Here is a 12,282-nt window from a genome sequence, read left to right as displayed (position 1 = left end):
TTGTGCCGAATTCCGATTCAAAAGAAAAACCCGCCGTCTCCGGCGGGTTTCTATGAATGATTTAGGAGACCGTTACGCGCGCGGTCGCCGTCTTGTTTTCGAACTTCGCCTTCACGGAGACGCTCCCCTTCTTGAGGCCCTTCGTCTTTCCGAGCGCGACGGACGCGACCGAGACGTTGGACGACGTCCACGTCGCCAGATGCGTGACGTCCTTCGTCGCGCCGTTGTCGTAATAAGCGGTCAACGCGAACGTCGTCGATCCGCCGACCGCGAGCTTCGCGGACTTCTCGGAGAGGACGACCTTCTCGAGCCGCGGCTCGACCGCGACGCTGACGGCGAGCGACTGCCCTTGGTACGTCGCGGTCAACGTCGCGGCTCCCTCCGCGACGCCGCGAACGGTCGAGCCGCTTACGGTCGCCGCGGACGGATTCGAAGACGTCCAGACGATGCTGCGGGTCAGCGTCACCGTCTTGCCGGTCGAATCCTTGCCGGTCACCTTAATGGTCTGGCTGCGCTTCGGGTTCAGCGTCACCGCCGTCGGTTCGACGACGACGTTCGTCATCTTGTCCTCGATCGTAACCGGAATCGTAATCTTCTTGTTCAAGTACGATCCCGTCAGCGTCACCTTCGAGTTCAACAGCGCCTTCATCGTCGTTCCCGCGATCAGCAGGTTCGGCGAGGACGTCGTCCATTCGACGGCGCCCGAAATCTCGAGCTCCGTTCCGTCCTCGAGCAGCGCCGTCACCTTCGGCAGCGCCGTCGTCTCGCCTCTAACGAGCGAATACGCGGACGTCTGCGGCAGCAGCGCAAGCGCCTTCTCCCGCACCGTCACCTCCAGCGCGTCCGTCTCCCCGCGAATCGTCATGGCGACGGTCGCCGCGCCGGGCTTCTTCGCCTTCAGCTTGCCGTTCTCGACGACGACGACGGCCTCGTCGCTCGACGTCCACTCGGCGATGTCCGCGAACGAATATTCCGTTCCGTTCAAGTCTTTGCCGTAGACGTCTGGCAGCGCCGCGACTTCGCCCTTGAACAGCGTCATCTCGGTTTCGTCGAGATGCAGTCCGTTCACGACCGGCATGACCGTCACTTCGATCTTCTTCTGCAACCCCTTGTACGTCACGACGACTTCCGCCGCGCCGGCGCCCCTCGGCTTCAACAGGCCGTCGTCGACGGAGACGACGAGCGGATTCGACGTCGTCCACTCCGCTTCGCCGGTCACTTCGAGCTTGTTCGCGAAGTCGTTCGCGACGTGCGCTTCCACCTGCACCGGAGCGTCCGAGAGGAACATATGGACCGGCTTCGCCGGCGTCAGCATCAACGCTTGGTACGGGAGCCGCACCACGACGCTCGCCTTCGCCGTAAGACCGAAGCGCGTTGCTTGAATGTCCGCGACCCCGGCGCTTTTGAAGGTCAGCTTGCCGTCTTCGACGGAGACGACCGCCGAATTCGAGGACGACCAGACGGCTTTGTCGTTCACCGTCTCGCTCAGATCGTTCAACAGCGTGGCGATCGCGTCCAGCTGGACGGGAGCTTGTCCGACCGTAAACTCGTATTCGCCGTCGTACTCGAGGTCCAGCGCCTTATACGGCGAAGTGACCGTGTACGTCACGGAGTCGCTGCGGCCCTTGTATTTCGCCGTGATCGTCGTCGTGCCCTTCTTCAACAGCTGCACCTTGCCGTCGTCGACCGTCGCCACCGCCGGGTCGCTCGACGACCAGACCGCCGCGGTCGTCACGTCGAATAACGCGCCGTCGCTCTCGACCGCGCTCGCCGTCAGGCCGAGCGGCAGATCCTGCAGCTCGACGGCGACGGTTCCGTCCACGTTCAGCCGAACGGCTTCGTACAAGAAGTCGACCTTCACGTTCACGGTCACCGTCTTGCCTTCGTATTTCGCCGTCACCTTGGCGGCGCCGGCGCCCACCGGCGTCAGCTTCCCCTTGTCCACCTTGACGACCGTCGCGCTCGTCGTCGCCCAGACCGCCGTCGCCGTGACGTCCTTCTTCGTCGAGACGCCTTCGAGCGTCGCGAGCGCCTTCAGCTGCGCGGTGTTATGATCGACGTACAAGTGCACCTCGTCGCCGTTCTCGATTTCCAAAGCCGTCACGACTTCGGCGGCCTTCGCCGGGGAGGCGAGCACCCCTGAAATCATCGAAATAAGCAATAGTAGCGCGATGAATATCCTGCTGCGTTGCATGGGAACGAACGACATCTCTCGGTTTCTCCTCCTGCTTCTCTCTATAGCTGGTTAATGGTTACCTATACTATCGGTAAACCCTGCCAATTATTAAAGACGTCAACCGCGGAAAAAAAGTTACGCGCTCGGCGCCGGATTTTCCCCTCGATGCCGCTCCATCCAACTCGCCGCGTAATCGACGAGCGGCCGCTGCGGCATGAGGCGCGTCGGCGCCATACCCGCTCGGCCGCTGCGGACGAGCCCGGCGTCGAGTTCGAACTCCGCGCCGATGCGCGCGAAGTCGTCCGTGTCGAAAGCCAGATCGACGTACCGCACCCAGCGGCGCTCGCCGTTCGCGAGGACGGGCGCCTGGCACGTTTCGACGGCCTTCGGGCCGTATTTCGCCCGGTATTCCGCCAGGTGCAGCGACGTATTGTTCTCGTAGCCGACGCCGAGCAGCAGCACGTACCCGCCGAGCTCGTAAACCCGCCCGATCGGCGACGCATCCCCGAGCGGCTCGGCCAGGCGATCCGGGTCCTCGCCGTGGCCGGCGAGCACCGCCTCCGCCTTCGGGCCCCGTGCGGCGAACGACAGTTGCGGGTGGCGGCTCCGGCGGACGCCGGGCATGCGCCGGAACGTCTCCGGGATGACGCCCATGCCGTACACCGGGGTGACGTCCGGATCGAAGGCCGGCGTCTCCGCGCGGATCGCCTCCCACCACGACTCGGGGACGGGCGGATTTTGCCAACGGGACGGGTCGGACAGATTACCGGTATGGGTCGGCATGACGAGCGTACCGTTCTCGCCGACCGCGCCCTGCAGCGCCTCGATAACGGCCTGCGCGCCGCCGGCCACCCAACCGACCGTCGACATGGCGGAATGGACGAGCAGCGTCATGCCCTCTTCGACGCCGAGACGGCGGAAATCTTCGACTAAAGACGAACGCGTGACCGGACGGCCCAACGCTTGATGCGTGCGTTCGATAAGCTCTCGTTCGCGGGACATTTTCTGTAAAAACTCCTCTGCTCGAAATTATTTGCTATAATTAATGGACTTGCGCGAAGGCGACGAAAGGAAGTCACTCATGGCACAATTGTATTACCGATACGGCACGATGAACAGCGGCAAATCGATCGAGGTGCTGCGCGTGGCCCACAATTACGAGGAACAAGGCAAGTCCGTGCTCCTCTTCACCCCTTCGATCGACTCGCGGTACGGCACAGGCGTCGTCACGTCCCGCATCGGCCTGCATAAGGAAGCGACGATCGTCGGCGACGACACGGATATGGCCCTGTTGACCCGCGAAGCGATGCCCGATTGCGTCATCGTGGACGAAGCGCAATTTCTATCCGAGGCGCAAGTGCTCCAGCTCACCGAAATCGTGGATCGCCTAAAGATCCCCGTCTTATGCTACGGCCTGCGCGCCGATTTCTTGGGGCGTCTATTCCCGGGCAGCACGGCGCTTTTCTCTTGGGCCGACAAAATCGAGGAGATTAAGACGATCTGCTGGTACTGCAATCGGAAGGCGCTGATGAACATGCGGTACAAGGACGGCATCCCCGTCTTCCACGGCGAACAAATTCAGATCGGCGGCAACGAAAGCTATTTGCCGGTTTGCCGCCGCTGTTATAAAGAAGCGCGCGCTCGTTTCGTCGAGGCGGCCGACGCGAACGTCTAGCGATTCGCGTCTAAACGAGCCCCCTTTCTCATATAGTAGATGTGGACTGACCATCCGCAGGAGAGGGGTTGACGGGCCATGTTCGGCAAACGCAAATCATCGTCGGGCAACGTAAGCGCCACCGACACGTTCATCGGCGAAGGCACGATCGTCGAGGGCAAAATCGTGACCACGGCGAGTCTGCGCATCGAAGGAAGCGTCGTCGGCGACATCGAATGCTCGGGTGACGTCACCATCGGGGAGAAAGGCATCGTACGCTCCATCATCGCCGCCCGCAGCGTATTCAACGCCGGGACGATCGAGGGCAGCGTCATTGCGAAGGGCAAGATGACGATCACCAGCAAGGGGCGCGTCCTCGGCAACATCAACGCGGGTTCGCTGCACGTCTCCGAGGGCGCCGTCTTCAAAGGCGAGTGCGCCATGGACTTGCCGAGGGGCGGCGAGCTTCGCCAGTCGAAGGAGAAGGAGAAGCCCCACGGCAAGGACAAAGGGCAAGACGCGAAGCAAGCGTCCGCTTGACGTTATGGGATGGCCGCCTCAGAGGCGGTCTTTTTTTTGCAAAAAAAAGGGCCGTCCCCGCGTAGCTCGCTACTCGAAGACATCCCCTATGTTGTTTGTTCTTCCTTCACTCGTAAGCGGGCCGCAGCCGATGCTTCAGGAGACCCATCAATAAGCCGGAGGCGATCTCCGCGACGGTCCACCCCGATTCGATCGCCCACGGTCCCCAGCCGGCGTCCGCCGGATTGCCGTACACTTCGTGCAGCTCGACGTCGAACGCCCGCGCCCATGCCCCGTCGATCTGGGGATTGTCGCCGGCGAGCTGCGCGGATAAGAGGAAGGCGGCATGCTCCTCCCACCGGCGTAAGAACCACTCGTCCTTCGTGACGAAGTACGCCTGCATATACGCGATCGGCAGCCAATTGTTCGAGTAGAGCAGATCGGCGACCGGATCGCCGTTCTTGGCCAGCAAGGAGCTCTCCCCCTCGCCCATCCCGTGCCGCATCGCGGCTTGATATCCCTCGTCCCATTCGAGGTAGGCGCCGGACGGATGCTTGAAAGACTGCAGGTCTTCCGCGACCCGATACAGCCATTCCTTATGCCGTTCCTCCCCCGTCGCCCAGTACATCCAGGCCAGCGGGAGAATGAGCCGGCAATATTCTTGCGTTTGGCTCTGCTCTCGAACGGTGTCCGGGTACACGTCCAGGAGCGTCTTCATGCCGCGAACGCCGGTCTCGAGAAAGGCGCGTTCCCCCGTAAGCTTGTAAGCCAAAAACAAAGCCGCCCAATAGTACCCGTTGTAGTGCGCCGAAGGCAGCCGTCCCGGCTCGCTTCGCAGCGCCCGCAGCTTCTCCTCGGTAAGCGCGAGGTTGTCGGTCCGGAACACCCGCGTCCCGTCGGTTCCCGTCGTCTTTACTAGGAAGCGAAGCGCGTCCGCCGCCTCGTCCAGCCGATACCGGGAACCGGTATATAAGCACTTCAGCAGATGCGGGATGAGCGCGCGCGCGACATCGTCTTGATAACAGACGCCCCACGCCTCCTCCGTCCAACGCATCATGCCGTATAGCTCGCCCGGTTCCTTATTCAAAAAGTAATCGAACACGTAATCGTGAAGCCGCTCGGAAACAAGCAAGTCCCGCTCGTTCGAGGCGTACAGATAATTCAGGAAGTACGGCAGGGCCGCTTCGCCGATGCAATCGACGCGGCGGATCGCGCTGACGCGTTGCGTCCCGTCCGGCGCGATCTCCGTCCCCATGCCCTCCCACACGCCGCCGCGGCCTTCGTCGCGCAGCACGCCCGACTTTTCGAACCACGCCATCGCACGCTCGACGCTGTGCGCGATTCTGCTCTCGAGCGTCGCCGAGCCGCCGTCCGCATGAACGAAGGAATAAGCCGCGCGCATCGGCCCCAAGTCGACCTTCGTACGAAAGAACCATCCGAGAATGTACGAGATCAACGCGGCGACCTTTCGATGCGGCGCGAACCTTGCCTTTCGGAACCGGCATAAGCGGAACGAACAGACCAGAAGCCGATCCGGCTCCTCGAACCATAACGCCCGATCGGAAATTCGGCCAAGCATCTCGTCGCTCACCTCCACGAAGCCGTGAGCGTTCACCGAGGCGAATGTTAAGATCGGTCTCCCGTGGGAGCACGCGATATCGTGGGGCTTGATCCGCATGCCGCTCTGGTCGTCCAGCACGTCGCCTAAGGTCAATCCGTCTATGTCAGGGCTCTCCGCGCAATAAACCAAGCGCTCGAACCGCGTGCTCTGCGGCGGAGATGCATACATGTGGCCGATACTGGCCGCGTATTCGGCGAACACGCGCTTGCCCTTGCGAATTTCTTTCTCCACCAGAAGTCTCTCTTCCGGGGCGAGCAGCAGCGGTTTGTCCGAGACGCCTCCCAGCAGGGCGATCGCTTCGAAGCGATCCAAGTCGTACCGAGACACCTCCCCCGGCTTGATGAGCGTCGCCGTCGGTTCGAAGGCCAGCATCAATTCCGACAAATCGCTGGATTCCGCGGTGATGATCGCTATGTTTTTGTTTTGCATCGCTAGACCTCCCGCCCGATTCTCATTTACTTCATGCCCGTGATCGAGATGCCCTCGATGAACTTCTTCTGCACGAAGAAGTACAGAACGACGATTGGCAGCGTGAACAAGGTGGAGGCCGCCATCAGCTGGCCCCAAGCGACCGTATTTTCGCGAATATACTGCTTCAGGCCGATCGAGAGCGTCCACTTGTCCGGGTCGTTCAGGTAAATCAACGGGCCTTGGAAGTCCCCCCAGGCGCCGAGGAAGGTGAACAGCCCCACGGTCAAGATCGCGGGTTTCGAAAGCGGGAGCATGATTCCGGCGAAAATTCGAAACTCCGACGCCCCGTCGATTTTGGCCGATTCGGTCAGCTCGTACGGGATGCCCATGAAAAATTGCCTCATTAAGAAAATATAGTATGCCATCCCCGTCCCGAACCACGAGGACAGCACGATCGGCCAATACGAATCTACAAGGTTTACCTTGTTAAAGCTGACGTAAATCGGAATCATCGTCACTTGGAACGGAAGCATCAACGTGCTCATCATGATTAAAAACAATACGTTCCGGCCCTTGAAGTCGATTCTGGCGAAGCCGTAGGCGACGAGCGGAGCGATCGCCGCGACGCCCGCGACGCATAGCGCCGCGATCCAAACCGTGTTGAACGTGTAAAGGAAAAACGGGATCGCTTGAATGGCCTCGACGTAATTGTTCCATTGCAGCTCGCTCGGCCACCACCGGACGGGGACGACGAAAATCTCCTCGTCCGTCTTCAGCGACGTGATCAGCAGCCAGACGAAGGGCATCAAAAATAGGGCGCCGATCAGGACAAGCATCGTATGGGCGGACGCCTTCGGCCGTTCGGCGCGGGTTCCGGCCATCAGCGTTCACCTCCGTAGTACACCCATCTCGCCGACGTCTTGAACACGACGACCGTCAGCAGGAAGACGATGAGGAACAGCAGCCACGCCAGCGCGGAGGCATACCCCATTTTCAAGAAGGAAAACGCGGTTTGGTACAAGTAGATGGCGAAGAAGAGCAGCGAATTCTCGGGTCCTCCCATCGCTTGCCCGTTCCCTTCGGTAAAGACATAGCCTTGCGTGAACAGTTGCAGCGCGCCGATCAGTCCCATAATGACATGGAACAGCGTCATCGGAGAAATCGCGGGCAGCGTAATATGCCTGAATTTATGCCAGGCGTTGGCGCCGTCGATTTCCGCTGCTTCGTAATAGAGTTTGGGAACCTCTTGCAGCGCGGCCAAATACATGATCGTCGTCGTCCCCGTTCCCCAGAAGCCCATCATGATCAGCGACGGCTTCGTCCACAGCGGATCGAGCAGCCAGACCGGCTGCGGCAGCCCAATTCGACCGAGCAGTTCGTTGATCAGCCCGTATTGGGCGTTCAACAGCCACATCCATAGCAGCGTCGCCGCGACCGTCGGCACCAGCGTCGGCAGGAAGTAGATCGTCCGATAGACGGACTGCCCGCGAACGTTCTTGTTCAGCAGCAGCGCGATCGCGAGAGCGAACGCCAGGTGGGGAAACAGGCCGAACACGGCCATGAACAACGTATTGTACAAGGAGAGCCATACCTTCTCGTCCCGAACCATCTCCGCGTAATTGCCGAATCCGATCCACTCGGGCGGCTGGAACAAGTTGAAATTCGTCATGCTGTAATAGAAAGAAGACAATATCGGGTACAATTGAAAAAGAATCAATCCGATCAGCCAAGGGCTGATGAAGCACAATCCGACGAGGAGCCGCTTCCGCTCGCGCTTTCGGATCCCGATGGCATTGCCGATCATCGTCGACACCTCCCTATCCGCGCGGAACGAGCGGAAACGGCGAGCAGCCGCCCAACCGTTTCCGCTGCCGCCCGTTCTTTTATTTCTTCGCGGCGTCCGCCTTCGGCTGCATCTTCGCGACGACCGCATCCATCGCTTCTTGGGCCGAGATTTGCCCTTTGATCGCCTTCTCCGTCTCCTCGTTCAACGCTTGCAAGTATTCGTTGATATAGATGCTGTTCGGGAAGCCGTTCAGGTTCGGGCTCTTCGCGCTTTCGAAAAACTCCTTCAGCGACGCCGTCGATTCATTCTCCGTCAGTTCCGGATTGTCCAGCGCCCCGAGCAGTACCGGAATCGTCTTGTTTCGAATCGCATATTCGATCTGCACCTCCTCGGACAGCAAATATTGCATGAACTCCCATGCCGCCTCTTGGCGCTTCGACTTCGACGGAATAAACATCGCCACCGGACTGACCATGCCTGACTGTTTCAATTCCGGCCGGGCTTCCGGATACGGGAACGGAGCGACGCCGATTTCGCCGTTCTCGCCGCGCTTGTCGTTATACCAGTTCTCCCACCCGATCATCATCGCCAAATCGCCGGTGATGATCGGATCTTGCGGCGTATTCATCTGTCCCATGCCGGACTTGAATTTATTGATGCCGTCTACGCCGAATTCCTGATAATACTGCGCCTGGTAAGCGATCGAATCGACGTTGGCCTTCTGGTTCGCCGTCAGCTTCCCGTTGCCGTCGTCCCATGAGCCGCCGAAGATAATCGGCCAGAAGACATTATCGATCCATGGATAGTCCGGAATGAATCCGATCTGCGTGAGGTTGCCGGCGCCGTCTTTCTTCGTGAGCCGCTTCGCGTACTCGAACATCTGCTCCAGCGTCTCCGGCGGCGCCGAGAGGCCGGCGTCGGCGAACGCCTTCTTATTGTAGAATAGCTTGTTGGCCATGCTCATGGAGATCGGGAAGCCGTGAATTTCGCCGTCGACCTTCATGCGGTCCAGCGCGGCCGGAATGATCCGAGACGCGTCGAAATCCGAAGACTGCACGAGACTTTCCAGGTTTTGCACGGCTCCCGCTTCGGACCAAGGTCCGACGTTGTTCCAGTACGTAATGACCAAGTCCGGCGCGTTGCCGCCGGATATTGCCGTCAATTGCTTCTGCGGGTCTTGATTGCTGAGCGACTTGACGGAGATGTTCGTCTGGCTCGCATTGTACTTCTCCACGATGTCGTCGACGACCGCCGCGGTGTCGCCCGTGAACGGGTTCCAAAATTGAATTTCCACGGTTTCCTTCGACGAGGTCGCGTTGGAGCAAGCCGAGACGCCTAACGCCGACGCGAACAGCAGCGCCAAAGCGGCGCGACCTAATTTGAACGGTTTTGTCATGTTTCGTTGCATTCGCGATCACCCTTTTGTAAAAATTTGGTTGTATTCTGTCGGTGCCTGCTTACGGGTTCGGCGTCACGACGACCAGACGCTCGAACGTCTCCGACTTGCCGTTGTATTCGATCGTGACGGACACCTTCGCGCTGCCGTTCCGAACGCCGATCAACGTCTTCTCGTTCGCGACGACGGTACCGTTGGGCCGCAGCTTGTCGTTCAAGGCGACGGCGTTCCCGTCGACGAACCAGCGGTACGTCGCTTCTTCCCACGGAATCAGGTAGCCGTTATCGAAGAAGCTGCGAAGCGAGATCGGAGCGGCGTCGCCCGGGGACAGCTTGGAGCGCCCGCCCTTCAGCTCGTGGAACGTCCGTCCCGACACTTCGATTACGGTCGACTCGGCTTCGATGCCGTTCGCGACGGCCCGCAGCGTAACCCGTCCCGGCGCGAGCGCCTGCAGCGTTCCGTCCGGCCGCACCTCGACGACCGAGGGGTCGGAGGATTCGAATGCGGCGTCCGGGACGATGGCGGGCCTCCCTTGCGCGTCCATCGCGGACCGGTCCTTCACGACCGGCGTCCAACGGGCGCCGACGTCCATCGTCGGCACCGTCGACGGAAGCGCCGCATAGGTGTCCGCCGGCTGATCCTGACGTTCGTATTTCAGCAGCGCGATGTCGTCGAAATACATCGTCGCTCCGTCCGTCGCGAATTCGCTCATGCGCAAAGAAAGCCGGATTACATTGCTCAGGTTCACGCCCGCCTCCCGCAGCTCGCGCAGCGGAATCTCCACATGGTTCCATTGCCCGGGCGAGAGGAGGACTTGCTTCACCCTCGAAGACCCCCAGCTGTACCGGTCGTACATAAACTCCATATCGAGCGTCTGCTCCGCGTTCGTGGCGTTGTACACTTCCATGGTTATCGCGTCGTAGCCGCTCCAATCGGTGTTCTCGTAGTTCACGAATTGCCGGTCCGAATCGGCCAACGCCTCGGAGCTTGAATCGATGAACGCGCGCACCGGTCCCCAGCCGCTAGGGTACCCGACCTTAAGCGATTGGGCGCCCGCATACACGAACTCCGGCGCCGCCTCGAACGACCGGGACACGACCCCGTTCCCGCCTACGTCGAAGCTTCCTTCGAAATCCGCGACGGCGTATCGTTCGATCACCGGACCGCCGCTGCGCGCCAACGCGATATCCTTGCGGATCGTCGTTCCTTCCGACGCCTGCAGCCGCACCGTCCGGCTCTGGTACCCGTCTTTCGCGACGGCGAACGTCTGAAGGATCGCGAAGCGATCGTTCGCCGCGAAGCGTCCCTCCGCATCGGTCGCGGCGGCGTACCCGTCTTCGCCGGTCACCGTCGCGCCGGCGATCGGCCGCCCTTCCGCGTCCAGCACTCTGCCCTCGACGTTGCCAGTCGGCGCGACGAACGTCCCTTTCGCGAAGCGATAGATGTCGTCGTACAGCTCGCGCCCGACCGGACTCCGATGGCGGTAAAAATCGTAAATCGCGTAGACGTCCTGGTAATAGGCCAAGATCGACTCCGTCATGTACCCGTATTTCACGCCCCCGATCAGATAGTTGTAGAGGACTTGACGGTAATACGGGCTTTCCGCGGCGCGTTGGTCGAATTCGATCTCGACGCCTTGCCCGCTGCTCCGCGACAGCTCCGCGGTTTCCTCGATCCGTTCGATCGTCGTGTCCGCGTTGAAATAGTGGTTCGGCTGCACGATCGTAAAGTCGTACCCGTGACGGTCGCCGTTCCCCTTCTCGCCGGCCCCGGACCATGGAATCCACCCCAAGCGCATCCCGCGCTCCCGCAAGTAGTCGGCGGTCGCCATGACGTTCTCCCGCTCTCCCGGTACGGTCGTGTCCAGGTCCTCCTGCAGCCAATAGAAGCCCGCCAGTCGCAAGTGCTCGTAATCCCGGCTCTCGAAGCGCTCGGTCATCTCGTCGATATACCAGCGAACGAGCGCGTTCCTCTCCTCCAGGCTGCTTAGATCGTCCGACGCGCCGTCGCCGTCGAAATCGCCGAAGTCGCGGCTTTGCGGATCCGGGAACGGAATCGTCAAGTATACGTTCACTTGCTTGTCGGGTTCGCCGAGGTCGCGCCCGACTTGTTTCGCCGCCTGCTCCAACGCGTCCAGTTGCAGGTTCTTCGCGAAGGGCCTCTCCATGGCGTACTGCCAATCCTGCAGCCGGCCCGGCACCGAGTTCGGAACCCAGTCGTACCATCGATGCAGGCTGCCTCCGTGCGGGGATTGCAGACTCAAGATCAAGAATGTATCGAAGAAGTCGTCCTGCGCCTTGCCCCGTTCGTCCAAATATCCGACGTACGGCATAAACTTGTCCTTGTCGTAATCTCCGACGGGTACGCCGTCGTAGTTCGCCGGGTCGTAATAGCCCGTATAGATGAGAGCAATGTTAGAAGCGAAATTCGAACGAGGATCGCGCTTCGGCAAATACGCCGCCGACGCGGCAGGCAGCAGCCCCGCGGCGCCGACCGCGCAAGCGAGAATCAGACTGACCGAGCGTTTGACGAAATTCATGACGAGTTCACATCTCCCTCTTTGATCAGATCGACTTGAAACGAACGAAGCTGGGTAGGTCGGCATCACTCCTTTCAGTATTTAGTTGGGTTATTATGAATTTTTATCCAGTTGTATGGGCGCGGCTTCCCGTCACGCGCCGCATCCTCCTAGGGGGACCTGCCCGTGCTCCGGGATCGC

At 60.6% G+C, this 12,282-nt stretch carries 9 protein-coding genes; 2 read left to right on the top strand and 7 right to left on the bottom strand.

What is annotated here, in order from left to right:
- Positions 1–61 precede the first annotated feature (61 nt).
- Together RIN49_RS04375 and RIN49_RS04370 are read right to left on the bottom strand one after the other, a co-directional pair.
- A complete protein-coding gene (locus RIN49_RS04375; protein WP_309118948.1) occupies positions 62–2,209 on the bottom strand; it encodes an Ig-like domain-containing protein in 2,148 nt (715 codons plus the stop codon).
- A gap of 102 nt (positions 2,210–2,311) precedes the next feature.
- Positions 2,312–3,178 (bottom strand): AAC(3) family N-acetyltransferase, encoded by an 867-nt coding sequence (locus tag RIN49_RS04370; RefSeq protein ID WP_309118947.1) that lies wholly within the window; start codon positions 3,176–3,178, stop codon positions 2,312–2,314.
- Positions 3,179–3,257: 79 nt separating this feature from the next.
- Here RIN49_RS04370 and RIN49_RS04365 point away from each other — a divergent pair, with 79 nt between their 5' ends.
- Both RIN49_RS04365 and RIN49_RS04360 read left to right on the top strand, forming a co-directional pair.
- On the top strand, positions 3,258–3,851 hold the full coding sequence (locus RIN49_RS04365; protein ID WP_309118946.1) for a thymidine kinase: 594 nt from the start codon (positions 3,258–3,260) through the stop codon (positions 3,849–3,851).
- Positions 3,852–3,929: 78 nt separating this feature from the next.
- Positions 3,930–4,370, top strand: a complete 441-nt coding sequence (locus RIN49_RS04360; RefSeq protein WP_309118945.1) for a bactofilin family protein — start codon at positions 3,930–3,932, stop codon at positions 4,368–4,370.
- A gap of 106 nt (positions 4,371–4,476) precedes the next feature.
- On the opposite strand, the gene RIN49_RS04355 is transcribed toward RIN49_RS04360, so the two are convergent.
- The 5 genes from RIN49_RS04355 to RIN49_RS04335 all read right to left on the bottom strand — a co-directional run bounded on the left by RIN49_RS04355 (position 4,477) and on the right by RIN49_RS04335 (position 12,102).
- Positions 4,477–6,399 (bottom strand): hypothetical protein, encoded by a 1,923-nt coding sequence (locus RIN49_RS04355; RefSeq protein WP_309118944.1) that lies wholly within the window; start codon positions 6,397–6,399, stop codon positions 4,477–4,479.
- A 26-nt stretch (positions 6,400–6,425) separates the two neighbouring features.
- Positions 6,426–7,262 carry a carbohydrate ABC transporter permease gene (locus RIN49_RS04350; protein WP_309118943.1) on the bottom strand — a complete coding sequence of 279 codons (837 nt, stop codon included), beginning with the start codon at positions 7,260–7,262 and terminating at the stop codon, positions 6,426–6,428.
- The gene (locus RIN49_RS04345) at positions 7,262–8,185 is read right to left on the bottom strand and encodes a carbohydrate ABC transporter permease (protein WP_309118942.1); all 924 of its coding nucleotides are present in this window, start codon (positions 8,183–8,185) and stop codon (positions 7,262–7,264) included. The genes RIN49_RS04350 and RIN49_RS04345 overlap by 1 nt, the downstream gene beginning before the upstream one ends.
- Positions 8,186–8,264: 79 nt before the next feature.
- Positions 8,265–9,575 (bottom strand): ABC transporter substrate-binding protein, encoded by a 1,311-nt coding sequence (locus tag RIN49_RS04340; RefSeq protein ID WP_309118941.1) that lies wholly within the window; start codon positions 9,573–9,575, stop codon positions 8,265–8,267.
- 49 nt (positions 9,576–9,624) lie between these two features.
- Positions 9,625–12,102: a DUF4855 domain-containing protein gene (locus RIN49_RS04335; RefSeq protein WP_309118940.1), complete on the bottom strand. Its 2,478-nt coding sequence runs from the start codon at positions 12,100–12,102 to the stop codon at positions 9,625–9,627.
- Positions 12,103–12,282: the final 180 nt, after the last annotated feature.

The organism is Paenibacillus sp. (assembly GCF_031177825.1).
Taxonomy (GTDB): domain Bacteria; phylum Bacillota; class Bacilli; order Paenibacillales; family YIM-B00363; genus Paenibacillus_AE.
This window is presented reverse-complemented; position numbering and strand designations above follow the sequence as displayed.

Bases quoted from the DNA above. Each gene is read 5' to 3' on its own strand.
- RIN49_RS04375 (WP_309118948.1), bottom strand. From the start codon at position 2,209: ATGTCGTTCGTTCCCATGCAACGCAGCAGGATATTCATCGCGCTACTA.
- RIN49_RS04370 (WP_309118947.1), bottom strand. From the start codon at position 3,178: ATGTCCCGCGAACGAGAGCTTATCGAACGCACGCATCAAGCGTTGGGC.
- RIN49_RS04365 (WP_309118946.1), top strand. From the start codon at position 3,258: ATGGCACAATTGTATTACCGATACGGCACGATGAACAGCGGCAAATCG.
- RIN49_RS04360 (WP_309118945.1), top strand. From the start codon at position 3,930: ATGTTCGGCAAACGCAAATCATCGTCGGGCAACGTAAGCGCCACCGAC.
- RIN49_RS04355 (WP_309118944.1), bottom strand. From the start codon at position 6,399: ATGCAAAACAAAAACATAGCGATCATCACCGCGGAATCCAGCGATTTG.
- RIN49_RS04350 (WP_309118943.1), bottom strand. From the start codon at position 7,262: ATGGCCGGAACCCGCGCCGAACGGCCGAAGGCGTCCGCCCATACGATG.
- RIN49_RS04345 (WP_309118942.1), bottom strand. From the start codon at position 8,185: ATGATCGGCAATGCCATCGGGATCCGAAAGCGCGAGCGGAAGCGGCTC.
- RIN49_RS04340 (WP_309118941.1), bottom strand. From the start codon at position 9,575: ATGCAACGAAACATGACAAAACCGTTCAAATTAGGTCGCGCCGCTTTG.
- RIN49_RS04335 (WP_309118940.1), bottom strand. From the start codon at position 12,102: ATGAATTTCGTCAAACGCTCGGTCAGTCTGATTCTCGCTTGCGCGGTC.